This window comes from Rhodococcus sp. 5A-K4 (assembly GCF_046097995.1).
GTDB classification, from domain to species: Bacteria; Actinomycetota; Actinomycetes; order Mycobacteriales; family Mycobacteriaceae; genus Rhodococcus_F; species Rhodococcus_F erythropolis.
In genome coordinates, this window is record NZ_JBJURM010000013.1 from 88,183 (window position 1) to 111,891 (window position 23,709).

Below are 23,709 nucleotides of genomic sequence, written 5' to 3' on the forward strand. Positions count from 1 at the left end.
GACCTACGCCGCCAACTGAATTCCGATCGATACTCTCCAAATTAAGACGACTGCTTAATCGACCCGGTTTTGCACACGCCAAGGAGCCTGCTGGTGAATCGCCATTCCATCCCGATCATTCCCGAGACGCCGAACGTCGCGGCCGCCGTGTACTACCCCGATCAGAATCCCCCGTACACCCGCCCGGAACCGCTTCGCCCGCCGGCCGGGGCCCCGAACGTGCTGCTGATCATGATCGACGACGTCGGATTCGGCGCACCCTCCGCGTTCGGTGGCCCGTGCCGCACCCCCACCGCCGAGCGTTTGGCCGAAACCGGCGTGAAATACAGCCGATTCCACACCACGGCTCTGTGCTCGCCGACGCGTGCCGCCACACTGACCGGGCGCAACCACCACAGTGTCGGTATGGGTGTCATCTCCGAAATGGCCAACGCGGCACCGGGATACAACGGGACCCGTCCCGCCTCTGCCGCCACGGTCGCACGCGTCCTGCAGGGAAACGGCTATGCGACGGGCGCTTTCGGCAAGATGCACCAGACCCCGACGTGGGAGACCACCGCTGCCGGGCCGTTCGATCGGTGGCCGGTCCGTGAGGGTTTCGACAAGTTCTACGGTTTTCTCGGTGCCGAGTCCGATCAGTTCACCCCGGTTCTCTACGAGGACTTCACGATGGTCGACTTACCCAAGACGCCACAGGAGGGTTACCACCTGTCCGAAGATCTCGTCGACCACGCGATCGAATGGGTCGAGGGCGTCAACACGATGGACCCGGACAAGCCGTGGTTCTGCTACCTCCCCTTCGGCGCGTGCCACGCTCCACTCCAGGTCCCGGACCGCTACCTGGACAAGTACGTCGGCGAATTCGATCACGGGTGGGATCGCCAACGTGAGATCACCCTCCAAAAGCAGAAGGAACTGGGCGTCGTCGCTCCTGACACCGAGTTGGCCCCCTGGGCTCCGGGGCTCCCGCACTGGGACGAACTCGACGACGACCAGAAGAAGGTCTCGGCCCGTTTGATGGAGTTGTACGCGGCATTTCTCGAGCACACCGACGACGAGGTAGGCAGGCTCGTCGACCGGTTGCAGGAAATGGGTGTACTCGACAACACTCTGGTGCTCTACATGCTGGGTGACAACGGCGCCTCCGCCGAGGGCGGCATGGAGGGCTCGTTCAATTACCTCGCCGGCCTCAACGGTTACAAGAGTGCGACATCCGACGTACTGGCGCGCTACGACGAATTGGGGACCGAAACCAGCTACCCGCACTATCCGGCGTCGTGGGCTCTGGCTCTCGACACCCCGTACCAGTGGGCCAAGCAGGTTGCGTCGCACTACGGCGGTACCCGAAACGGTCTGATCGCCCACTGGCCCAAGGGGATCGACAAGCCAGGCATCAGGGAGCAATGGCATCACTGCGTCGACATCACGCCGACAATCCTGGAAGCTGCCGGCATTCCGGCACCGACCAGCGTCGACGGGGTCACCCAGAAACCGATGGAAGGCGTGGCGATGAACTACACCTTCGCCGAGCCCGACGCCGAAGAGCGCCACACCACACAGTATTTCGAGATCTTCGGCAACCGCGGAATCTACGATCACGGTTGGACCGCAGTCACGGCCCACCGCGCACCCTGGCTGATGGCCACTCACGGCCTCGAGCTCACACCGATGAGCGAAGACCGCTGGGAGCTCTACGACACCTCGGTCGACTGGTCGCAGGCCCGCGATCTCGCGGACGAGCATCCCGAGATCCTGGCCCGGCTCAAGGAAAAGTTCCTCGTCGAGGCGGCCAAATATCAGGTGTTGCCGCTGGACGACAGAACGGTCGGTCGCCACGCCACCGCGGAATCACGACCCCCGCATCCGATGATGGGCCGCAAGACCCTCACGCTGTACCCACACATGAACGGTCTGGTCGAGAAAGCCGCGCCGACGTTCTTCAACCGCTCGTACACGCTGACCGCAAGTCTGGGTAGCGTCGCCGACGGCATGCTGGTCAGCCTCGGTGGCCGGTTCGGCGGATTCGCTTTGTACATACTCGATTCCGTCCCCGTCTACTGCTACAACTTCAGCGGCGGCGGTCGGACCTTCGTGCGTGGGCGCAACCCGCTGGCACCCGATGCACGCGAGGTGTCCGTCCACTTCGAGTACGACGGCGGCGGAATCGGCAAGGGTGGAACCGCAACCCTGAGCGTCGACGACGAGGTGGTCTCCGAGGGCCGGATCGAGAAGACCACTCGGGCGATCTTCAGCATGAACGAACAGCTCGACGTCGGCATCAACCGGGGAAGCCCGGTCGCGGAAGAGTTCGCGGACACGGGCACGTTCCGCTACGGCGGCAAACTCAACAGCGTGACGGTCGACTTACGCTCCACCCGCGACGTGGTGTCCGCGGAGGAACGGGAGAAAATCTCACTCGCCGTGCACTGATCGAACAGGCGACGCTCGCCGATTGTGCAGCCGCGCGCGATACCTGCCGTGCGCCTGCACAATCGCCCTGCGTCTATCCGACCGTGTACATCTGCAGGCACGGCCCGACCGGGCGAGCTTCCAGGATGTCGCGCGCCTTCTCACGCGCTGCGTTGAACTCCCAGGGCGCAGTGGTACCCGGCACTCCGAATCGATATCTGCTCAAGGCACATGAACGCTGCGGTTCCGGTAGACGATCCAAGGCAGGTACCGCGTCGACAGAGAGCCCGTGCAAGTAGGAAACGTCAATGCTCTTGCCGCCCTCGAACCGCTCCACGTTCTTTTGCGCGATGTACGCATCGGGGTTGAACACCGCGAAGGCAAGCAGCGCGACGGCCGAAGTGGCGAGAACAGCTGTGGGCAGCCACTTCCCGGACATCCGAATACCTGCGACGAGCAACAACACGAACACGAAGCCAAGAAGCAACTCTGTCGCGAAGACGCTGACCCGGAGCACCGTGAAACCGTACTGATTCTCGTACAACCACATCCGGTGCACAGCGGACGCCACGATCACCAGGCTGAAGACACACAGTGCACCCAGCAGTCCGCGGGCAAGACGCCTCGATCCAGCGTCGCGGCGGTCGATGTACCGCACGGCGACGGCGATGACGAGCAGCGTCAGCACGGTAACCGCCATGAGCTGCCAGAAACCCTCACGCGCGTAGTCCGCGTAGGTCAGTCCGTCGGTCACCTGTACGTGCTCGTCTCCCCCGAACAGCGTCTTCGTCTGTACTGCAACAAAACCGAGGAACAGCACGTTGAGCACTCCGAGCGGGACCGCCCACTCCCACATCGGCAACGGCGTCGCCGGCGCAGGTGCAAACGCGTCCACCGTCGGCGTTCTGCGACGCAGGTACACCGCAACCAGCGTGCCGAACGCCATCACGACGCCGGCAAAGATCCGTGCTCCCGGGTTCGACACCGAGATGGCAGGAGCGAAGCCGCCGAAGATCTTCGCGAACTCCGGATCCGCACTCACGAACAAAGATCCGAAAATCAGCAGGAGAAGAATCGACACTGCGCTCACGACGACAACTCGCGCCGCCGGCACCCGCGGAGCGGAGCGGGTAGCGAGTTTTCGACGACGAACGAAGTTGACCGTACGGTGGGGTGCCCGCCAGGGAGCGAACGTTCCCAGAAGTATTCCGGTCCACGTCCGCCCGCCGATCAGAGTCCACGTGAACAGAACCCACGCAGCTACGACGCAGAGGAACACCAACCACTCCGCACCGCGAACGGCGGCAACGCCCAGAAGTGCGAGCATCCCCATCGCGGCGGCCCACTGCGTCGTAGACATCCGCGGCGGCGTCAGAATCCCGAACACGATCACCACGCCGACACCGACGATCACGTACGCGATACTCACGAACCCTGGATCGAGGATCAGGGCCGCCAGCGCCCCAACGCCGCTCGCGCCGACGAGCATCGAGCGGGTGGCCATCGACGTGCGATCGGGACGCCAGAACCGGCTGGGTCGCTTGGGTTTTGCAACAGGTATCGGCGCTTTCGGCGGAATGATTATTGGAGCGCTCATGTGATCTCCCATGTTTCGGGTTCAAATTTCGGGTTCGGAACTACAGGCGAATGTCTGATGAAGGCATGCGCCATCGCGAGATCTCTCGATCTCGTTGGAAACTTTGATTCAGCTCTGCGGCAGCACTACTCGAATGCAGCAGCCAGACGGGGCATCGACGACGGCGATCCTGCCGTCATGTAATTCGACCGCCCACTTCGCGATCGCGAGGCCGAGCCCGGTACCCCCGTCGGTCGATCCGCCGCGGATGAAGCGGTCGAACACTCGCTCACGGGCTTGTGGCTCGATGCCGGGGCCGTCGTCGTGGACATCGAGCACCAACTCCCCTGCACTGCCGGTACGCACTCGGATGACAACTTTCGTGTCGACGTTCCCGTGCTGAACCGCGTTGTCCACCAGGTTGGTCACCACCTGATGGAGGCGATCCGGATCGGCTACCACGGACAATTTCGGAGGCTTGACGTCTATCTCGATGTCGCCCGCACTCACACTCGACAGCTCACGTAGGAACGGCTCGACCTCGAAACGGCGGCGCTTCAACGGCATGGCGCCACCCTCGAGTTTCGAGAGGTCGAGAAGGTCGGCCACCAGCGCTCCCAGTCGTTCCGTCTGCCGCAACGCCGATTTCATCATCGCCGGATCCGGTTCTTCGACACCGTCGACGACGTTTTCGAGCATGGCTTGCAAAGCGGTGATGGGCGTCCGTAATTCGTGGGAGACGTTGCCGATCAACTCGCGGCGGTACCGGTCGTCGGCCCCGAGGTCCTCGGCCATCCGATTGAACGCATGGGCGAGTTCGCCTACTTCGTCGCGGGAAGTCGCTCGTACCCGCCGCGAATAATCGCCGCGCGCCATCGCCTTCGCCGCGGCTGTCATCTCGCGAAGCGGTGACGTCATTCCGTGTGCGAGCACTTGTGTAACTCCGAGAGCGACAACCAACGCTGTCAGGAGAGCAAAACGAAATGGTTGTTGCGACGTCAGCCAGAAACCGCCCGCGGCGAACAACAACGCTGCGACAACCAGGAGGCCGACCTTCACTTTGAACGATCGCATCGGGTCCAGCGGCCGCGGCCACCGTGCAAAGAGTCGGTCGACGCCGCTCATCGCGGCACGTCCCAGGCGTACCCGACGCCGTGAACGGTCCGGATCACGGAAGGTCCGAGCTTGCGTCGTAGAGCCTTGACGTGGCTGTCGACGGTCCGACTACCCGCTCCCTCACCCCAGCCCCAGATCTCCTCGAGCAGCGACTCCCGCGGGATCGCCGCTCGCGGCCGCTCCGCCAGGTAGGCGATGAGATCGAATTCGGTGCGAGTCAGGTGGACTTCCTGCGTATCACGACGCACTCGACGTTCGGTCAGGTCGATCACGACGTCGCCGAACTCGAGCAAGTCGGCCACCGGGCGAGCAGCGTGCTCCGCACGATCAGCGCGCCGAAGCAATGCCTGAACACGGGCGACGAGGACACGCATGCTGAACGGCTTGCTCAGATAATCGTCGGCCCCGACGCCGAGACCGATCAGCATGTCGGTTTCATCGGCACGAGCGGTCAACATCAGCACGGGCACCGGGCGCACGGCCTGGATGCGGCGGCAGACTTCGAGGCCGTCGAATCCCGGCATCATCACGTCGAGCACCACTAGGTCGGCGTCCATCTGCTCGCAACGGGTCACAGCACTGGGACCGTCGAATGCCAACTCGACGTCGTAGCCCTCGGCACGCAGCCTCGCTGCGATGGACTCGCAGATACTGACCTCGTCGTCGACCACGAGCACTCTTCGCTGACTCATGGAACTGACTGTATTCGGCCCTCGTGGATGAACCTGGGAGGACTTGTGAAGGTTCTGTGCAGGTTCTAGAACCTGCGGATGTTGTTGATCGGCAGATCCGCCAGCGGCGTCAGTCCGGTCGGAACACCAACTCCGTAGGCGTTGAACACCATTCCGAATCCGGCGTAGATGCCGACGTGCGTCGCACCGGGGTAGAAGGTGATGACATCGCCGGGCGCGAGGGCCCACCGAGGAACCGGCTGTCCGACGTTGGCCTGCTGTTGGCTGGTCCTTGGCAGATTCACTCCCGCCTGCCGAAACGCCCATTGCACCAGCCCGGAGCAGTCCCACGAGTTCGGCCCGACACCACCCCACTGGTAGGGCTTTCCGGTCTGAGTGCTCGCTGCTGCCAGCGCGATCAGGCCTGCCGGACTCGGAATGGGGAGGGCGGCTGATCCGCTGCTGATGCTTCCTGCGCTTCCCAGGCTGCCGGAGCTCCCGCTACTGCCGCCGCTACCGAGGCTCCCCGGATCGGCCGAGGCGGGGGCAGCGGAGAGCAACAGGACGCTTCCGGTCAGCAGAGCAGCGACCGTTCCCGTGCGGAGTGTCGACTTCTTCATGCATCCGTCCTTCGTGGGAGTCGTTTCGGCGCGCGGCAGCGCACCTCGATAGCCGTGAACTGGTAAGACACGTGAAAACAAACACTTCGTTCGGATATTAACGGCGTAGACGTGGTGTTCGGACAGGAATCATTGATCCCATTTGTCGGTTTTCGACAAACAGGCCTTACGTCCCGGCCTGGCAAAGATCAGGGAATGATCGGGGATTTCCTGGATCCGTCGGAGCCTGCGGATCCCTAGATTCGAAATCATGCGCTCATACCTCCTCGTCGCCGCGGTCATCATCGGAGCCACCACGGCGCTGATCGGTTGCTCGACGCTCCAGCGCGCAGTGGAGATTCAATCGGATCTCGACGGACTCACCAGGTCGGGTGTCGTCGGGTCGATCGCAACACTCGACGACGGAACCACGACGGCTGTCATGACCAGCGGCGTACCCAATCGGACCAACGGCGATTCGATCGGCAAGAATGATCGGGTCCGGATCGGAAGTGTGACAAAGACATTCACCGCTTCGCTCGTCCTGCAGTTGGTGGCCGAAGGCAAGGTCGACCTCGACGCACCGATCGAGCAGTACCTCCCGGGCCTACTGCACGGCAGTGACGTGGACGGCAGTGGCACAGATGGCAGTGGCACAGATGGCAGCGCAATCACCGTGCGGCAACTGCTGCAACATCGCAGCGGCCTACCCGAGTTCGCCGGAGAACCCGGCGCCGACGAATGGATTGCCGCAAACGAGGACCGAACGCTGACGCCGTCCGCCGCGGTCGCCATCGCCCTCGGCAAACCGGCGCAATTCGTCCCCGGAACGTCGTTCGTCTACACCAACACCAACTACATCGTTCTCGGAATGCTCGTCGAATCGGTGACCGGCCGCAGCTACGCCGACGAACTTCAGTCTCGGATACTCGACCCGCTGGACCTGGAAGACACGTACCTCCCGGCGGCCGGTGAGCGCGACATCAGGGGCGATCACCTGACGGGCTATCAGGATCTCGACGGTGGCCTGACCGATGTTTCCCGCACGGAACCGTCGATCCCCTGGTCTGCCGGAGCGATGGTCTCGACGGGCACAGACCTGAACGCCTTCTGGCGTGCGCTACTCGACGGGCAGGTGGTGCCGGCCGAGCAGCTTGCCGAGATGACCACCCCTCAGGTCGGCGCCACCGAAGCCGAGGGGCTCGGGTACGGGATGGGCGTCGGCGCCACCGAACTTCCCTGCGGCGTCACCTATACCGGCCACAGTGGCGGGATCTACGGGTACTACACGCTGTCCGGTGCAACGCCGGATCGTGCGTTCACCGTGACGCTGACGTCGACGCCGAAGGACCAGCCGGACACCATCGCGATACTCTCGCACGCGCTCTGCCCCTGACGCTGTTACCAGTACTGATGACGCTGCCCGTCGGTATCCGCGACGAAGATGACCGCGTCGGCGCCGTCCAACTCCGAAGGTTTCAGCGGCAGATGCCCTGGCAGGATCGCTTCTCCCGCGGTGATCGACGGGCCGAGCGCGGCTCGCAGGGCCGGAGTCGAGAACAGGGCACGCCGACCGGTCGCATCGGCCAACGCTCCCTGCAGAGTGCCCGGATCACTGTCGGGGTTGGCGTCGGTTGCCAAAAATACGTAACGCTCCCCGAGGACAAGTCCGACAAGTGAGCCGGCGCTCCCCCAACTGACCACGTTGCCGTTGACCGGCATGTCGGACGGCATTCGCAAGAGATGGGCATTGTGTGCGAACAGCAGGCTCGGCCCGCGTCGCTGCTCCTGGGCGATGACCGCCAGCAGGTTCTCGGCCATCATCTCGGCACGCAGACTGAGCAGTGTTCCAATGCGATCAGGAGCGGAACTCGCCATCGCGGAGTGATACCGCAAGAGCCCCAGAGCGGTGCGTGAATGTGCAAGGGCCAGGTCGTACCCGGCAGAGTCGGCGGGTCGCAGCACTGGTGCGGCGCGCCGAAGGACGCTGCCGAGGTCGTCCGCAATGATGCGCAGGGCGCGAGCATGATCGGAGTTGCCGACGGACGCAGCCGGATCGAACATCGCCGCCGGGTTGGTCCAGTCGGCGTCCTGCCCCAGGAAGAGGTCGGCGTCGTCGAGAGATTGTGGCCGCAACGCGGCGGGCAGGAAGTCATCTGCCGCAGACAGTGCGCGGCGCGGGCTCGGTGCACCGGAGTACTCCACCGGAGCGTCGAAGCCGTAGAAGCGAACTCGGTCAGCCGGAGCGCGACCGTCGTTGTACTCGCGTAGCCATTCGACGAGTTCGCGGTTACCCGGTACCGCACCGAATCCGTGGCTGAAGCCTGTGGCGAGCACCTTCTCGATGTCCGCCTCTCCCCCGTTCACGTAGCCGTCGACAAGCAATGCCGCAAAGGCATCTGTTTCGAGCACGATCGACCGATATCCTCGTTCGACCAGTTGGCCGAGAAGTTCGTTGCGCAGCAACGGAAAAGCCTTGATCCCATGAGTCGGCTCGCCGAGAGCGAGCAGAGCCGGCACCTCGGTTCGTGCTGCGAGCACTTCGTCGACGGCACGACCAAGACTTGCCGCGTCTTCGAGTTGGCGGCCGAACTCACTCAGCGCTGGGGCAGTGGACATGATCATCCCTTTCGAAGGTGGACTGCCTTCGACAGTATCGTTGAAGATTCGAGTGAAACTTTTACAACAATTACCTGGGGTATACCGTGAAAAGCCTCAATCGGAGGTGATCAGTGCGGCCCATCGACCTTGCCCGTGAACACGGGTTGTCCGCACAGGCGATCCGCAATTACGACGACGCCGGCGTACTTCCTCCGACCGATCGCAGCAACGCCGGCTACCGGCGATACACCCCAGTGCACGCGCAGGCCCTGCGAACTTTCCTCGCATTGCGCGGCGGTCACGGCCACCAGCGGGCCACGGAAATCATGCGTGCGACCAACCAGGGCGACACCGAGTCCGCCTACCGCCTGATCGACAGTGCACACGTGACACTGCTCGCCGAGCGAGGAACACGCACCGAGGTAGCCGCAACGCTGGGGACTCTGTCCACCATGGCACCGGCACTGGTCCACGGTCCAGCGCTGACGGTGGGTGAGCTCGCGCGCCGTCTCGGCGTTCACCCGGCGACACTGCGCACGTGGGAAGAGCACGGCATCCTGCACCCCGAGCGCGAACGAGCAACGGGTTATCGCGAATACGGTCCGGAGTGTGTGCGCGACGCCGAGATCGCGCGGCAGCTGCGGCGCGGCGGCTACCGACTGTCGCAAGTCGCCCAGTTTCTCGATTCGCTGCGCGAGGCCGGCGGAGCGGACTCATTGGCAGCGTTCCTCGAATCCTGGCAAGACCGGCTGACCACACGCAGTCGCAACCTTCTCGCCGGCGCGGCTCAGCTCGATGCCTATCTCACGATGCTGGATCAGACCTAGCCGGGCAATCGTCGACGCAACCTATTCTCGCCCTGTGACATCGCCCGGCTTCTTGTCCTCCCGCAGACCCCGCCAACTCGGGTGGCGAAGGCGTCCGGTCGCCGTCCAATCCATGAACCGCGCCTCACCGACGAGTTCAGGCCTCACCCACACCGCACCCTTGCGGTCATCTGCTGGAAGTTCCTCCTCGAACGGACTTTCCTTCTGACGCAACGGTTCCAACACCGCAAGCAGTGACTCCAAATCACGATCGCTGAAGCCGGTACCGACGCGCCCCACGTAGGTCAATCCGTCCTCACCCGGAATTCCCATGAGCAGCGCCCCGATCCCCTGCGCTCGATTGCCCTGCCCGGTGCGCCACCCACCGATCACCACCTCTTGGGTGCGCCAGTTCTTCACCTTGATCCAACTCGACCCCCGCCGCCCTGGAAGGTAGACCGATGCACGACGTTTGGCGACAATCCCTTCCCACCCGGCATCGGCACTCACCTCCAAGGCGTTCTCCGCCGTGCCCTCGATCTGCGGTGGTACCTCGAGCTCACCGACCTTGCCCGCCAACGCATTCAACACGGTGCGGCGATCCGAATAGGACTTCCGCAGCAAAGACACTCCGTCGAGGTACAGAAGATCGAAGGCCAGGAACACCGGTTCCCCACCTCGCTGGAGGAGGCCGAAATCTGTAACTCCCGCGTCGTTGTACGCCACCACCTCACCGTCGAGAACCACGTCATGACCGTCCAGCACCTCGGCCAACCCGGCAAGGGCTGGATAGTCCCGGGTCTTGTCGTTACCCGCGCGACTGCGAAGCGACATTGTGCCCGAATGAGATTCGAGAATCACTCGAATCCCGTCCCACTTTCCTTCGAAGGCCCACTCCTGCGGGTCGAGACCTTCGAGCGTTCCAGCGGTGGCAAGCATCGGCTCGAGATTCTTGGGAAACTCCGTTCCGAAACTCGCGTTCTGATCCTTCATCAGATGCATCAACCACTGATCACCCTTTGTCCGGATCAGCGCGAAGCGTCCCTGCACCCGCTCCCCACTCAAGCGCACGATCACCTCGTCTTCACGCCACTTCTCGGTCTCGTATGTCCCGGAATCCCAGATCGTCATCGAACCGCCGCCGTACTCCCCCTTCGGAATCGTGCCCGAGAACGTGGCGTATTCGAGCGGATGATCTTCGGTGTGCACGGCCAACCGATTTTCTCCGGCACTGGTCGGCACACCCTTCGGGACTGCCCAGGACACGAGCACACCATCCCGCTCGAGGCGAACGTCGTAATGCAATCGTCTGGCGTGATGTTCTTGAATCACAAAGGTATTGCCCGCTGTCTCTATGGTCACCGCAGCAGGGATCGGCTCCGGTGTCCGGTCGGCCGACCTCTTGTTGCGATAGTGCGTCAACGTATCGGCTACAGCCGCCGAGACCGGCGGATCCAGATCGCCCAGCAGATCACCGTCGGATTCGACGCGCTCCAGAACCTCGTCGAACAGCAGGTGGCGCAGTTTCGGATCGTCGAGTTCGTCCCAACTGCGCGGCGCGGCAACATAGGGTTGATCGCGACCGCGCATCGAATACGGCGCAATGGTGGTCTTGGCTGCGTTGTTCTGACTCCAGTCAACGAAGATCTTGCCTGCCCGGACATTTCGCGCCATCGTCGCGGTGACGAGATCCGGGTGAAGCTTCTCGAGCCCGGTGGCGATCTGCTTGGCGACAGTCGACGCACCACTGCCGTCCAAGGCTCGATCCAGTGGAACGTAGAGGTGGATTCCCTTGCTACCACTGGTTACCGGATAGGCCGTCCACCCCAGAGTTGCGACCAGATCTCGAATCGACCTCGCCACCTCGGCGCACTCGGTCAATCCGACACCTTCGCCCGGGTCGAGATCGAATACCAGTCGTGTCGCCGGACCACGCTCGGAACCGTCGAATCGCCATTGGGGAACGTGTAATTCGAGTGCCGCCTGTTGCCCCAGCCACGCCAGGGATGCAACGGAATCGAAAATCGGGTAAGTGACGACGCGATCAGAATGTTGCAGCGAAGCACGCGTAAGCCACTGCGGGGCAGACGAGGCTAGGTTCTTCTCGAAGAAGGACTGACCGTCCACACCATTGGGCCAACGCTTACGAGTGCCCGGTCTACCGACGACATGTGGAAGCATGACTGCGGCGATACGGGTGTAGTAGTCGATGACTTCGGCCTTCGTGGTGCCGCTCTCGGGGTAGAGGATCTTGCCCAGATTGGTCACGGACACGGTTGTGCCGTCGAGAGTGATCTGACCCCGATCCGTCGTTGCCATTTCCTCATTGTGCTGGATAGCGCTGTGTCTGGATAGCGCTGCGTCTGGCAGTAGAAATCTGATGGATCGGAAACCTGCCGCTGTGCCAGGCCACGGGCAAGACTGGATTCTCGATGGGAGAGGAGACCACGATGACAGTTCGCAGTTCCGTGGAGCCGTTGGTGGACAACAACTGGCGGATGTTCGCCACCTGTAAAACAGTGGACCCGGCGGTGTTCTATTCGCCGGGTGAAGAGCGCGGACGCAATCGGGCTGCACGGGAGAGTTCCGCGAAGCAGGTGTGCTTCCGCTGCCCGGTCATTCGGGACTGCCTGACCTTTGCACTCGAGACCGCTGAACCGCACGGAGTCTGGGGTGGGACGACACCGTCGGAGCGCCTTGCGCTGCGACGCTCAGCTGCGTGAACTCCGCTCACACGAGACCCCCGTCACGTCCAGACCGGACAAACAGGCAAGATGACCTAGTGCCTATGACACGACGCGCAGTTGCCGGGACCGCGATCTTCGCTTCCTCGATCTTGTTGGGCTCGTGTTCGTCGCAGCCGGAGGCGCCTGCGGCAGCAGATACCACCACCACGGTTCCCGAGGCGTTCACCAAACTTCCCTCGACGACCGCAGTGGACAAGTGCGGACTCCAGAGCGGGACCACCCTCGAAGACGGTGTTCTGACCATCGCCACTGACTCACCGGCGTACGCGCCGTGGTTCGTCGACAACGATCCGTCGAACGGCAAAGGCCTCGAGGGTGCGGTGGCCCGGGCGGTCGTCGACAAGCTCGGGTACAACACCGACCAGGTTCGCTTCACTACTGTCGCCTTCAACGACGCATTGAAACCAGGCCCCAAGGATTTCGACTTCGACGTCAATCAGTTCACGATTTCCGGGGATCGCCGCGCGAACGTCGACTTCAGCTCGCCGTATTACGCAGTGGCGCAGTCGGTGATCGCCTCACGCGGAAGCAAGGCCGCCGGTGCAAAGAATCTTGCGGATCTGGCCGGCTACCGTTTGGGCGCTCAGACCGGTTCCACCAGCCTCGCGGCGATCACCGACACGATTGTTCCGACCACTGCGCCACGCGAGTTCGCGACCACGGACGACGCGAAAGCTGCGCTGGCCGCGGGCGAGATCGACGCATTGGTCGTCGACATCCCGACCGGATTCCACATCACCGAGAACGAACTGCCCGGGTCGGTCATCGTGGGTCAGTTTCCGCGGCCCAACGCTGTCACCGAATTCTTCGGTTTGGTGCTCGAGAAGAACAGTCCGCTGACCGAGTGCGTCTCCGCGGCAGTCGATGCGCTCTACGCCGACGGAACCCTCGAGAAGCTCGCAACCGAATGGATCACCGACAGCGCCGACGCACCCGTTCTCGAGTAGTTCAGCCGGCGCGCCCACTGATCGCGCCGACGAAGACCTTCGGGATGTCTGCCGGTGTCGGAGCGAAGTGACTGTTACCGCCGGTGAGAGTCGAAATCTGCTCGAGCACATCGGTATCGGCATCATCGGTGACACCGATGGTGATGATCGGTACCGGCCGCGTCGGGTCCTGCTCGCGAGTCAGGGTGTCGAGAAGTTCCTGCAGGGCGATACCCGACGGATCGTCGTTGGCACCGTCGGTAAGCAGAATCACCGAATTGATCGAGGCCGGATCGTAGGACTGTTGCATGGACCGATACGCGGCGAGAACGCTGTCGTACAAACCTGTTCCGCCGCCGACGATCGAAGAGAGGTTGTCGATCCGAGACAGCAGTTTGCTCCGATGATCCGTGTCACCTTCAGTTGCATCCATACGGGCGACAGGTTCGAGTTCGCGGTAGTCCGTCCCGTCACCGAGGTCTACGGAGAACGCCCAGAGACCCAATTGTGCGTTGGCAGGAAACATTCGGATCGCGATGTCACCGGCCTGCGCCGTCGCGGCCATTCGAGTGACCCCGTCCTGCATGTAGTCCATAGACCCCGAGACGTCGACAACTGCCAGCGCGCGGGAAGGCCTGGACAGAATCTCGTATCGCGCAAGCGCTTTGGTGACCACGGACGGATCGGACGGCACCAGCGAGCCAACCTTTCCCACTCCACCGGCTACCGGTGGAGCCTGATCCGCGCCGCGGAACCCGAGGCCGGCAAGTACGGAACGCCCGGTGTCCGATGCCAGCGCTGCCGCCAGCAGTTTGCCGGCGTCGTCCGCCGCCGACGAGTCTGCACCCACACTTGCCATCGGGTAGTCCATGAAGACCGAACCGGACGACGGTACCGACGCGGTGAGTCGACTGTCCGCATGTGCGGCGAGATAAGCCTCGAAGGTCTGCTCGGTAGTCACCGCGGTTCCGCCGGACGCGTCCACGGTTTGGATGCGCCCGGTCGAACCGGTTTCCTTCAGATTTCCGTACTGCGCTTGCGCCACCGGGACCAGGGCTGCCGAGATGGATGTGAGGTCCCCGCCCCGCGACTGGGTCTCGGCAAAGGCCGCCACGATCGGCGCGCTGGAGACGGCACTGGTCAGGGGATCGCCGATGTGCAGCGATGGAGCGCCGAGGACATCCGTCCATGCGCCGGGTGCCTCGGCACCCGGCGCCGAGACGGCGACAACCGGGGTGGAGGCGACCGAGTTGCTGATCCGGCGAATCTCCTGCCCGCTCGCCGAAACCTTGTCCAGCCATTCGCTCGAATCAGGGATCCACAGTGCGGGCGCCGTACCGTCGGCGATCGCCGCGACGGTGAGCACGGGATCTTGCGGCGTCACGCTGAGCGAGCTGCATCCGAGATCCGCGGCGGGGATGGCAGCGGCGACAGCTTCGAGTCCCGAGGCGATCGACGGATCGGCCGCCACGGTCACGGTTTCCGGGTTGTCACAGTTGGTTGCCGTCGCAGCTGCAGCGGCGCCCGCACCGAGTTCTCCCTTGTCGCTGACGCTTTTGAACGTCACGGCAAATGCTGCGGTTCCACCGACTGCAACTACCGCCAAGAGTCCGATCAGAACCTGCACGGATCGAGGCATGGACGCAGGTGGTGCGCCGTACCCATGACGAGACGACATTGATCGAATCCTTTCCGGCGGGACCCGAATCAATAACCAACTGATGCCCGGTTTATCCCGCCGAAAAGAATCCTAACTCATGTTAGCGGTGAAGTAGCTCCATGTGGAAATCTCTACAAACTAGGTGTAGATCTGGACAAACTGGGCTAGTGACTTCTCCACATCGCCTTTGAGCGCCCGCGCCACACTCGAACCGATCGGGCCGAACAACGGCGCGCCGCCCAACTCGACTGTCAGCGCGAGTTCCGATCCGTCACCCTTTGCCTTCACGTCGAGTTCGAGACCGAGCTTGACCCCGCCCTTGCCGTCTCCCTTGAGCGAGATCGCCTTCGGGACGTCGTACTTCTTGATGGTCCACCGAACGCGGTTGCGCAGGCCTTTCACGGTCACGACCGAGCTGATCTCGGTGCCGACACCCAATTGCTCGGGAAGTTCACTGCGCCATCCGTCGTGAACCACGAGCCAGTTTTCGTAGCCGCTGAGATCGGAGGCCTTGTCCCACACTTCTTGAGGAGGAAGCGGAACGTCGATTTTCACTGTGAGCTTTGCCATGGCAGAACAATAAGCCCCGTGCGCCTTTTCCGTAACCAGAGGTACCAGAAAGACGCACGGGGCTTTGCCCCTCTTAGTGGCTGACAGCCTTTTCGACGCCGACGCCGGTGAGGGAGCGAACTTCCATCTCCGCCTGCTTTGCCGGATCTTCGATCTTGTTGCGTCCGATGTACGTACCGACGATGCCGAGGACGAATGCCAGCGGAATCGAGACGATGCCGGGGTTCGAGAGCGGGAACCAGGCGAAGTCGGAGTTCGGGAACATCGACGACGGCTTGCCCGACACTGCCGGGGAGAACACGATCAGCGTCAAGCAGCTGACCAAACCGCCGTAGATGCTGAAGAGCGCACCGGTGGTGTTGAACTTCTTCCAGAACAGCGAGTACAGCAAGGTGGGCAGGTTCGCCGAGGCCGCCACTGCAAAGGCGAGGGCCACCAGGAAGGCGATGTTCTGCCCCATCGCCATGATGCCGAGAACGATGGAGACGAGTCCGATGACCACGACGGTGATTCGAGAAACTCGAACCTGCTGCTCCTCGGTTGCGTTGCCGCGCTTGATGACACTGGCGTAGATGTCGTGAGCGAACGACGCCGAAGCAGTGATCGCGAGACCGGCAACGACGGCGAGGATGGTCGCGAACGCCACCGCGGAGATGATGCCGAGGAAGATGGTGCCACCGAGCTCGAAGGCGAGCAACGGAGCGGCCGCGTTCTCTTTACCGGGTGCTGCCAAGATCTTGTCCGGTCCGACCATGCTGGCCGCGCCGTAGCCGAGAACCAATGTGAAGAGGTAGAAGGCACCGATCAGCGCGATCGCCCAGGTCACCGAGCGGCGAGCTTCCTTGGCAGTGGGCACCGTGTAGAAGCGCATCAGCACGTGCGGCAGGCCCGCAGTGCCGAGCACCAAAGCGATTCCGAGAGAGATGAAGTCGAGCTTCGTCATTCCGGAAAGACCGTACTTGGCACCGGGTCCGAGGATGTCTCGTCCCTGCACACCCTTGGTGGTGGAACTGTTGACCATGTCCTGCGCATTGGCGAGCAACTGAGAGAAGTTGCCGCGCACTGCCCACAGAACGAGTACGAACATGATTCCGGCTCCGGCAACCAGCAGAACTGCCTTGACCATCTGTACGTAGGTGGTGCCCTTCATGCCGCCGACCAAGACGTACACGATCATCAGCACACCCACGATCGCGACGACGATCGACTGTCCCACCTTGCCGTCGATGTTGAGCAGCAGGGCGACAAGTCCGCCGGCGCCGGCCATCTGGGCAAGAAGGTAGAAGAGGGAAACGGCCAGGGTGGACAGGGCTGCCGCCATGCGCACCGGACGCTGCTTGAGCCTGAAGCTCAGGACGTCGGCCATCGTGAATCTGCCGGTGTTCCTGAGCAATTCGGCGACCAGGAGCAATGCAACCAACCAGGCGACAAGGAATCCGATGGAGTACAGGAATCCGTCGTAGCCGTACACGGCGATCGCACCTGCGATACCGAGGAACGATGCCGCCGAGAGATAGTCGCCGGCGATGGCGAACCCGTTCTGCGGGCCGGTGAACTGCCCACCGCCGGTGTAGAAGTCGGATGCCTTCTTGGTGGTCCGGCTGGCGCGGATGACCAGCGTCATGGTCACGACGACAAACGCGAGGAAGATCGCGATGTTGAAGGCGGGGTTTCCTACGTCCGTTCCGGACGCGGCGAGTGTGGTGATCACTGTGCGGGACCTTCCAGTTCTTCACGGATGGCGGCGGAGCGGGGATCGAGCTCACGACCGGCGAACTTCACGTACCACGCGGTGATGGCGAAGGTCGTGACGAACTGCCCGAGGCCGAGGATGATGCCGAGATTGATGTTGCCGAGGACCTTGGTGGCCATGAAGTCGTGGGCATAGGTAGCCAGGACGACGTACACCGCATACCAGAGCAGGAAGAATGCAGTGATGGGGAAAACGAACTTGCGCAGACGCGTTCGGAGTTCCTGGAATTCGGGACTCGCTTGCATGTCTATGAATGCCTGGGCATCCGGGGTACGTCGCTCTTGCGGCGACCCCTCACTGATTTCTGCTGTGGACACTGCCGGCTCCTCGCCTCGCGTGTGAAGTGAACTACGCACAGACGTTAGTGAGATCGGAGTCACATGAAGATGCTGTGGCGCCAGTCACACGGTGAGCAGTCGCGCGCTGCGCCGAACGGTCAGGCAGGCGCGACCAACGGCAGAGGGTTCGGGCGGTGAAAGTCAGGGTTGGCGGAGATCGTCTTCGCGATCGGAGCCCATTCCGAGCCGTTCCGGGGCGTGCATCCGCGTGAAGATTCGCGCAATATCTGCCGGTATCTGCTTCGACGACACCTTGCTCACGACGATCATCGTGAGGAACGCCAGCGGCACGCTCACCGCGGCCGGGAACGCGAAAATGGCTGCCGGCCAGCCACCGAGGACGTCCTCCGACAAACCACCCAGGACGGCGACAGTGGCGGCAGTGCCCGCAACACATCCACCGACCACCATCCCCGCCCCCGCGCCGACGGCAGTCAGACCGCGCCACCAGATACCCAACACGAGCAGTGGGCAGAGCGTCGACGCGGCGACCGCGAACACCAACCCGACGGTTCTCGAGAGGTCGACCGACACCACCGCCAGCGACAGCACGAGCGGAACGAGCCCGGCCAGGAGCGCTGCAATACGGAAGTCTCGAACTCGTCCGCGGAGAACATCGGTACTGACGACGCCCGCGATGCTGACGAGCAATCCGGACGACGTCGACAAGAAGGCGGCAATGGCACCTGACGCGACGAGGGCTGCCAGCAGTTGTCCGCCCCACCCCGAGAACACCGAACCCGGCAGCAGCAACACCGCGGCGTCGGAGGTGCCCGTGATCAGAAGTTGCGGAACGTACAGGCGAGCGAAGACGCCGAGGAGGGTCGGAAACAGGTAGAACACGCTGACCAGACCGACAACTGCAAGCGAGGTCAGACGAGCGGCCCGGCCGTCGGGGTTGGTGTAGAACCGGACGAGAACGTGAGGCAGGCCGAGCGTTCCGAGGAAGGTCGCGAGCATCAGCGAGTACACCTGATACATCGGGTGCGGCCCACCGAAACCCCAACCCGGGGTGATCCAATCCGAGTTCTGCGCGGGCGCTCCGGCGACGACGGGAACCGCGGCTCCCGCGTCGAGAACCATGGACATGCCTTCACCGAGGGTGTGCTGCCCCGGGCCCAGTGTCACGGTTCCTTCGACCACTCGCCCGTCGACTGTGCCGCCGCTGACCGTCACCGGCTCCGATACCTGGACGACGACGTCGGTGGTGATGTCGACGGTCGTCGCAGTGGTGACCGTCGGCGGCATCGACGCGCCGACGTCGTGATGATCGCCGAAGAAGTAGAAGGTCAGTGCCACAGCGGGAATCGCGACGGCAGTCAGTTTCAGCCAGTACTGGAAGGCCTGAACGAAGGTGATCGATCGCATCCCGCCGCCGACGACGTTGGCGATGACGATGACCCCGACCGCGACCCCGCCGATCCAGCTGGGAACCCCGAGCAGAATGTTGAGCGTCAGTCCCGCGCCTTGGAACTGTGGAATCAGATACAGGATGCACACCATCGCGACGACGAGCATTGCGAGCTTGCGCAATCGCGGTGAGCCGAGACGGAATTCGGCGAAATCGGGGACGGTATATGCACCGGAACGCCGAAGCGGTGCTGCGACGAACAGCAGCAGGGCGAGGTATCCGGCGGTGAATCCGATGGGATACCAGAGGGCGTCGGCGCCGTATTTCGCGACCAGCCCGGCCACGCCGAGAAACGAAGCAGCGGAGAGGTACTCACCGGAGATGGCCGTCGCATTCCACCGCGCGCTGACGGTTCTGGACGCGACGAGAAAGTCCGAGGTGGTACGAGCGAGCCGAACGCCGTAGATTCCGATAGCCACGGTTGCCACGGCCGCCGCAACGATGCCGAGCACCGTCAGCACCGGGATAGGTTGTCCTCCCACAGCGCCGCGCTCAGTCGTCCACGATGTCGTTGAAGTCCTGCTCGTTTCGCTCCGCACGACGCACGAACACCCAGCCTGTGGTCAACAGCAAGGGATACACGGCGCCGCCCATCACGAGCCACGGCAACCGGATGCCCAGGACTGCGACCTCCGACAGTGTCGGGAAGAGATGCGTCAGAAGCGGTACTGCACACAGGAGCCCGGCTGCGACGACGGCAAGGCGAATCGCCAGCCCCAACTGCGCGCGAACGAGACCGCGGATCATGGCGTCGCCGACTTCGGTCTGTTCCTGCACCTCCACCCGCGTACGGACGATCCGTGCGCCACTACGTTGCGCCAACACAACGCGCTCACGCTGCGGAGGATCGGACTGCGACGTCACCGTGACAACCAGCTCTGCTTGGGCGCACGAACCAGTCGATCCTTGAGTTCACGGGTGTGTCTGCGGCTGACCGGAAGCTCGACGGGAGGCTTGTCTCCGTGTGGGCGCAGACAGACCACCAATCCGCTGCCTACTGTGCGGATGCCGGTGACCAGCGCCAGAGACACCAGGTAGGAGCGGTGCACGCGCAGAAAGCCCGCGTCGGCCCAGCGTGATTCGAGTGTCGAGATCGGGATGCGCACCAGGTGCGACTTCCCAGCGGTGTGCAAACGTGCGTAGTCCCCGTCGGCTTCCACCCACTCCACCGAGGAACGTTGAACGAGCGTCGTGACGCCACCCAGTTCCACCGGGATCACCTCGTCGGCGGACGCAGCTTCGGGCTTGTTCTCGCTCTTGGTGCGCCCGGCCAACCCCACGATCCGTTGAACGGCCTGAGCGAGACGCTCCTCGCGGAGCGGTTTGAGTAGGTAGTCGACGGCACCGAGGTCGAAGGCATCAACCGCTCGATCGTCATGCGCTGTCACGAACACCACGGGTGGTGGCGTCGCGAAATTGGAGAGGATGCCTGCCAGTTCGAGACCGTCGAGTCCGGGCATGTTGATGTCGAGAAATACTGCATCGATGCTTCCACCGCGCAGTATCCGCAACGCAGTCGTCGCATCCGATGCCGTGTGAACGTGCGCCACCGAGTCCTCGGCGCGCAGCAAGAAGGCCAGCTCGTCGAGGGCTGGTTTCTCGTCGTCGACGGCAAGGACGGTCAGCTGGGCATCAGTGTCAGTCTCGTTCACAACAGGTCCATGTTCCCACGACGGTTTCAGCCTGATCATCGAAGGCGAGAATCAGACGTGAATACCCTGCTTGAACTTGGGAACACGCATGCTGACCTTCGTACCGGCACCCGGCGCTGTCTCCACCACGAGTCCGTAGTCGTTGCCGAACGCGGCACGAAGTCTGTCGTCGACGTTGGCCAAACCGACGTGAGCAGCTTCGCGTGCGCTGGGTCGTCCCGATCCCGACTCGATGGCGTCAAGTGAGCCGGAACGCAGTAGTTCAGGGTCCATCCCCACACCGTCGTCCTCGACGCTGATGATGCAGTCAGGTCCCTCGTCCGCGGCCACGATGCTCACGGTCCCGCCCTCCGGCTTACTCGAAATGCCGTGACGAACCGCGTTCTCGACCAGCGGCTGGAGAGCCAGGAAGGGAAGAACCACGTTGAGCACTTCGGGTGCTATCTGAAGGCGGACGTTCAGCGCCTCCCCGAATCGCGCGCGTTCGAGGGTCAGGTAACGATCGATGTTGCGTAGCTCGTCGGCAAGCAGGGTGAACTCACCCGCAGATCGGAACGAGTAGCGGGTGAAGTCCGCGAACTCGAGGATCAGTTCTCTGGCCCGGGCTGGGTCGGTTCGAACGAACGACGCGACCGTGTTGAGCGCGTTGTAGATGAAATGGGGACTGATCTGCGCGCGGAGGGCACGCACTTCGGCGCGATCCAACAGGGCTCTGGACGCGTCGAGGTCGGCGAGTTCGATCTGGCTGCAGGCGTATCGAGCCACCTCGGTGACCGCTCCGAGCATTCCAGGCCACGGGTCTTCGCTGGTGACGATTCCCAGCACGCCGACCACGCCGATGTCCTCGATCAGCAGGGGCTGAGCGATCAGCGCTCGCACATGGTGATCGCTCGGTCCGCGCACCAGGTCCGAGTGGGTGACGAGCACCCGGCGTTCGCCTTCGATCGCGCGAATGGCGGCGTCGTGGAATTGATCGGACAACGCTTCGTGACGGCCGTCCCACGCCAGCAGATTTCCCGACGCGTCTGCGAGGCCCAGACCGGAACCGCCGGTCAGCTCGCGTAGGTGAGGCGCCGCCTCGGCGGCCGAATTCTTGTCGAGTCCACGCCGAAGTGGCCGCGCGGCAAGTGAAGCCGTATGGAGCGCGGCATGGACGGCACGCTCGGTCGGGGTGGTCACCTCACGTCTGGTGCGCATCCACACCGCTGTCAGTGCCCCGGCCACTGCGAGAATCAGCACGCTGAGAAGCGCGACCACGGCCGGACTCAACGCGAATCCTCGTCCAGTTTCCGGATCAGTGTTTTCGGAGCCACCGTGCGGTACGCATCTTCGACGACGTCGGCTACGTCGTTCCAGAATTTCTCGTCCTCGGTCTCGTCGGCACTCGGAACGTCGAGGTACACACCGATCCATCCCCGGCCACCCACGTACGGGGGGACGAAGAACCTCGTCGGATCGCGACTGACCCAATCTGCCTGCGCCCCAGGTGGGGCCGCGGCCCAGATCGCGAGGCGATCGTCGTGGTGGTGATCTGCCATGGTGACGAACTGCGGCGCTTTGCGCACGAACCACGACGATTCACCGTGGCTGACCCGCTCGGTCGCCTCCGGCAATGCCAGTGCAAGAGCGCGGATTCGTGCCGAGGCCGTCATCGATTCACGACCCGCAGGTGTTCGGTGCCGGAACACCTGCAAATCGATCCTTCACCCACGCGACAGCTCCCGGCACAGCGGCGCCGTCCGCATGACCTTCACCCGGTCGCGCCTGGAATTCGATGACGTCACCGTCGGCGCAGGCGCGTTCGACTGCCGCCTCGGTCCATTCCGGACGGATCAGGTTGTCGTTGGTACCGACGACTACGTACATCGGACCGCTCGCGCGTTGACGGGGAAGAGCAACGTCGCTGAGCCACGCGTGAATTCGGTCCGCATCCTCGGCGGTGGCCGGCCGCGTGTCGGCGGGCGTCACCTTTCCGACCAGACCCAACTTCTCCGTCGCCCGAGCGGTCAGGCACGAGGTGAGCAGGTCGTAGTTCTGCTCGAATGCGCCGCGCACGTAGTCGGTTCGTTCGAGGTCCGGATGGGTGAGGGACAGCCCTTCGAGTACATAGGGCAGCAGCAGTTGCTGAGGCAGTGACAGATTCACCTCGGAATCACTCGAGATGATCGGCGAAATGTCCGCTGCCGGGGACAGGTTTGCTGCACCGACGAATTCGAGTCCGTCGCCGTAGGTGTCGGCTTCCTCGGCTGCTGCCCAGGATGCCTGCCCGCCTTGGGACAGCCCCAGAGTTGCCCAACGAGTCGAGGTGTCCGGAACGACGTTGCGCGCCGCTCGAACCGCGTCGATGACGTTGAACGCCGCGGTGTCCGGTTGCAGGTAAGGATGCGGGTCCGGAGTGCCGAGGCCCTCGAAGTCGGAGACAGCGACCACGTATCCCGAGTCGAGGAACGGCGCGACCAGGCCGATCGTGCCGAACAGGGTCGGCGAGGCCGACGGCGCGCAGTCGTCCGAAATACCCGTCGTGCCATGGCCGATGGAGACGATCGGCCAACCGCCCTCCGGCGGAGTTCCAGGCGGCGTGAACACCGTTCCCGACACCTGAGTCTCTCGGCCGTCGATACCGGAGGTGGAGCCGTACAGGATTTTCACCGCGCTTGCTCCGGACGCCGCCACTTCGGCTGTGCTGGTGAAGGGTTCACTGTCGAACACGACGCCACGTTGCGCACTGCTCTCGACCGACGGGGTTGTCGTGGTCGAGGTGTCGGTGACGGAGACATCCGGCGAGGCATCCGATCCGCAGCCGACGCTCACGAGAAGTGCGCTCGCCACCACGACTCCCCAGACTGCGCGAACCCTCGAACTCCGAACAGTCAT

21 protein-coding genes are annotated in these 23,709 nt (G+C 63.3%); 5 read left to right on the forward strand and 16 right to left on the reverse strand.

The window, feature by feature from the left end; genetic code table 11:
• Positions 1-93: 93 nt before the first annotated feature.
• Positions 94-2,430 (forward strand): arylsulfatase, encoded by a 2,337-nt coding sequence (locus ACKAMS_RS18360; protein WP_408989345.1) that lies wholly within the window; start codon positions 94-96, stop codon positions 2,428-2,430.
• 73 nt (positions 2,431-2,503) lie between these two features.
• On the opposite strand, the gene ACKAMS_RS18365 is transcribed toward ACKAMS_RS18360, so the two are convergent.
• The 4 genes from ACKAMS_RS18365 to ACKAMS_RS18380 all read right to left on the reverse strand — a co-directional run bounded on the left by ACKAMS_RS18365 (position 2,504) and on the right by ACKAMS_RS18380 (position 6,392).
• Positions 2,504-4,006, reverse strand: a complete 1,503-nt coding sequence (locus ACKAMS_RS18365) for a DUF4153 domain-containing protein (protein ID WP_232253319.1) — start codon at positions 4,004-4,006, stop codon at positions 2,504-2,506.
• A gap of 108 nt (positions 4,007-4,114) precedes the next feature.
• Positions 4,115-5,110, reverse strand: coding sequence for a HAMP domain-containing sensor histidine kinase (locus tag ACKAMS_RS18370; protein ID WP_020908707.1), 996 nt, complete (start codon positions 5,108-5,110; stop codon positions 4,115-4,117).
• Positions 5,107-5,793 carry a response regulator transcription factor gene (locus ACKAMS_RS18375; protein WP_020908708.1) on the reverse strand — a complete coding sequence of 229 codons (687 nt, stop codon included), beginning with the start codon at positions 5,791-5,793 and terminating at the stop codon, positions 5,107-5,109. Before ACKAMS_RS18375 ends, ACKAMS_RS18370 begins: the two co-directional genes overlap by 4 nt.
• A gap of 65 nt (positions 5,794-5,858) precedes the next feature.
• Positions 5,859-6,392, reverse strand: a complete 534-nt coding sequence (locus tag ACKAMS_RS18380; RefSeq protein WP_029255974.1) for an NlpC/P60 family protein — start codon at positions 6,390-6,392, stop codon at positions 5,859-5,861.
• A gap of 250 nt (positions 6,393-6,642) precedes the next feature.
• Here ACKAMS_RS18380 and ACKAMS_RS18385 point away from each other — a divergent pair, with 250 nt between their 5' ends.
• Positions 6,643-7,767, forward strand: a complete 1,125-nt coding sequence (locus tag ACKAMS_RS18385) for a serine hydrolase domain-containing protein (RefSeq protein WP_408989346.1) — start codon at positions 6,643-6,645, stop codon at positions 7,765-7,767.
• 5 nt (positions 7,768-7,772) lie between these two features.
• On the opposite strand, the gene ACKAMS_RS18390 is transcribed toward ACKAMS_RS18385, so the two are convergent.
• A complete protein-coding gene (locus ACKAMS_RS18390) occupies positions 7,773-8,996 on the reverse strand; it encodes an erythromycin esterase family protein (protein WP_408989347.1) in 1,224 nt (407 codons plus the stop codon).
• A 107-nt stretch (positions 8,997-9,103) separates the two neighbouring features.
• On the opposite strand from ACKAMS_RS18390, the gene ACKAMS_RS18395 reads away from it, so the two are divergent.
• Positions 9,104-9,799: a TioE family transcriptional regulator gene (locus tag ACKAMS_RS18395; RefSeq protein ID WP_021332253.1), complete on the forward strand. Its 696-nt coding sequence runs from the start codon at positions 9,104-9,106 to the stop codon at positions 9,797-9,799.
• A 21-nt stretch (positions 9,800-9,820) separates the two neighbouring features.
• Here ACKAMS_RS18395 and ACKAMS_RS18400 read toward each other — a convergent pair whose 3' ends face one another.
• Positions 9,821-12,097, reverse strand: coding sequence for an ATP-dependent DNA ligase (locus tag ACKAMS_RS18400; RefSeq protein ID WP_408989348.1), 2,277 nt, complete (start codon positions 12,095-12,097; stop codon positions 9,821-9,823).
• A gap of 131 nt (positions 12,098-12,228) precedes the next feature.
• On the opposite strand from ACKAMS_RS18400, the gene ACKAMS_RS18405 reads away from it, so the two are divergent.
• Together ACKAMS_RS18405 and ACKAMS_RS18410 are read left to right on the forward strand one after the other, a co-directional pair.
• Complete coding sequence (locus tag ACKAMS_RS18405; RefSeq protein ID WP_019744832.1) at positions 12,229-12,501, forward strand: WhiB family transcriptional regulator; 273 nt, start codon at positions 12,229-12,231, stop codon at positions 12,499-12,501.
• A gap of 65 nt (positions 12,502-12,566) precedes the next feature.
• A complete protein-coding gene (locus ACKAMS_RS18410) occupies positions 12,567-13,472 on the forward strand; it encodes a transporter substrate-binding domain-containing protein (RefSeq protein ID WP_408989349.1) in 906 nt (301 codons plus the stop codon).
• Between the two features lies 1 nt (position 13,473).
• On the opposite strand, the gene ACKAMS_RS18415 is transcribed toward ACKAMS_RS18410, so the two are convergent.
• From ACKAMS_RS18415 to ACKAMS_RS18460, 10 genes are all read right to left on the reverse strand, one after another.
• Positions 13,474-15,129: a substrate-binding domain-containing protein gene (locus tag ACKAMS_RS18415; RefSeq protein ID WP_408989350.1), complete on the reverse strand. Its 1,656-nt coding sequence runs from the start codon at positions 15,127-15,129 to the stop codon at positions 13,474-13,476.
• 120 nt (positions 15,130-15,249) lie between these two features.
• Positions 15,250-15,681, reverse strand: coding sequence for an SRPBCC family protein (locus ACKAMS_RS18420; RefSeq protein WP_003939735.1), 432 nt, complete (start codon positions 15,679-15,681; stop codon positions 15,250-15,252).
• Positions 15,682-15,754: 73 nt separating this feature from the next.
• Positions 15,755-17,392 (reverse strand): cation acetate symporter, encoded by a 1,638-nt coding sequence (locus ACKAMS_RS18425; RefSeq protein WP_003939876.1) that lies wholly within the window; start codon positions 17,390-17,392, stop codon positions 15,755-15,757.
• A complete protein-coding gene (locus tag ACKAMS_RS18430) occupies positions 17,389-17,751 on the reverse strand; it encodes a DUF485 domain-containing protein (protein ID WP_003939976.1) in 363 nt (120 codons plus the stop codon). Before ACKAMS_RS18430 ends, ACKAMS_RS18425 begins: the two co-directional genes overlap by 4 nt.
• Before the next feature lie 162 nt (positions 17,752-17,913).
• Positions 17,914-19,665, reverse strand: coding sequence for a cation acetate symporter (locus tag ACKAMS_RS18435; RefSeq protein WP_408989351.1), 1,752 nt, complete (start codon positions 19,663-19,665; stop codon positions 17,914-17,916).
• A 10-nt stretch (positions 19,666-19,675) separates the two neighbouring features.
• Positions 19,676-20,047, reverse strand: a complete 372-nt coding sequence (locus ACKAMS_RS18440; protein ID WP_003939880.1) for a membrane protein — start codon at positions 20,045-20,047, stop codon at positions 19,676-19,678.
• Positions 20,044-20,835, reverse strand: a complete 792-nt coding sequence (locus ACKAMS_RS18445) for a LytTR family DNA-binding domain-containing protein (protein ID WP_042952657.1) — start codon at positions 20,833-20,835, stop codon at positions 20,044-20,046. Before ACKAMS_RS18445 ends, ACKAMS_RS18440 begins: the two co-directional genes overlap by 4 nt.
• A gap of 51 nt (positions 20,836-20,886) precedes the next feature.
• On the reverse strand, positions 20,887-22,104 hold the full coding sequence (locus ACKAMS_RS18450) for a sensor histidine kinase (RefSeq protein ID WP_019744838.1): 1,218 nt from the start codon (positions 22,102-22,104) through the stop codon (positions 20,887-20,889).
• Complete coding sequence (locus tag ACKAMS_RS18455; RefSeq protein ID WP_020970430.1) at positions 22,101-22,487, reverse strand: MmcQ/YjbR family DNA-binding protein; 387 nt, start codon at positions 22,485-22,487, stop codon at positions 22,101-22,103. The genes ACKAMS_RS18450 and ACKAMS_RS18455 overlap by 4 nt, the downstream gene beginning before the upstream one ends.
• 4 nt (positions 22,488-22,491) lie before the next feature.
• Entirely contained in the window at positions 22,492-23,709 is a 1,218-nt protein-coding gene (locus ACKAMS_RS18460; RefSeq protein ID WP_050654687.1) for a lipase family protein, read from the reverse strand.

Bases quoted from the DNA above. Each gene is read 5' to 3' on its own strand.
- ACKAMS_RS18365 (WP_232253319.1), bottom strand. From the start codon at position 4,006: ATGAGCGCTCCAATAATCATTCCGCCGAAAGCGCCGATACCTGTTGCA.
- ACKAMS_RS18370 (WP_020908707.1), bottom strand. From the start codon at position 5,110: ATGAGCGGCGTCGACCGACTCTTTGCACGGTGGCCGCGGCCGCTGGAC.
- ACKAMS_RS18375 (WP_020908708.1), bottom strand. From the start codon at position 5,793: ATGAGTCAGCGAAGAGTGCTCGTGGTCGACGACGAGGTCAGTATCTGC.
- ACKAMS_RS18380 (WP_029255974.1), bottom strand. From the start codon at position 6,392: ATGAAGAAGTCGACACTCCGCACGGGAACGGTCGCTGCTCTGCTGACC.
- ACKAMS_RS18385 (WP_408989346.1), top strand. From the start codon at position 6,643: ATGCGCTCATACCTCCTCGTCGCCGCGGTCATCATCGGAGCCACCACG.
- ACKAMS_RS18390 (WP_408989347.1), bottom strand. From the start codon at position 8,996: ATGATCATGTCCACTGCCCCAGCGCTGAGTGAGTTCGGCCGCCAACTC.
- ACKAMS_RS18400 (WP_408989348.1), bottom strand. From the start codon at position 12,097: ATGGCAACGACGGATCGGGGTCAGATCACTCTCGACGGCACAACCGTG.
- ACKAMS_RS18405 (WP_019744832.1), top strand. From the start codon at position 12,229: ATGACAGTTCGCAGTTCCGTGGAGCCGTTGGTGGACAACAACTGGCGG.
- ACKAMS_RS18410 (WP_408989349.1), top strand. From the start codon at position 12,567: ATGACACGACGCGCAGTTGCCGGGACCGCGATCTTCGCTTCCTCGATC.
- ACKAMS_RS18415 (WP_408989350.1), bottom strand. From the start codon at position 15,129: ATGTCGTCTCGTCATGGGTACGGCGCACCACCTGCGTCCATGCCTCGA.
- ACKAMS_RS18420 (WP_003939735.1), bottom strand. From the start codon at position 15,681: ATGGCAAAGCTCACAGTGAAAATCGACGTTCCGCTTCCTCCTCAAGAA.
- ACKAMS_RS18455 (WP_020970430.1), bottom strand. From the start codon at position 22,487: ATGACGGCCTCGGCACGAATCCGCGCTCTTGCACTGGCATTGCCGGAG.
- ACKAMS_RS18460 (WP_050654687.1), bottom strand. From the start codon at position 23,709: ATGACTGTTCGGAGTTCGAGGGTTCGCGCAGTCTGGGGAGTCGTGGTG.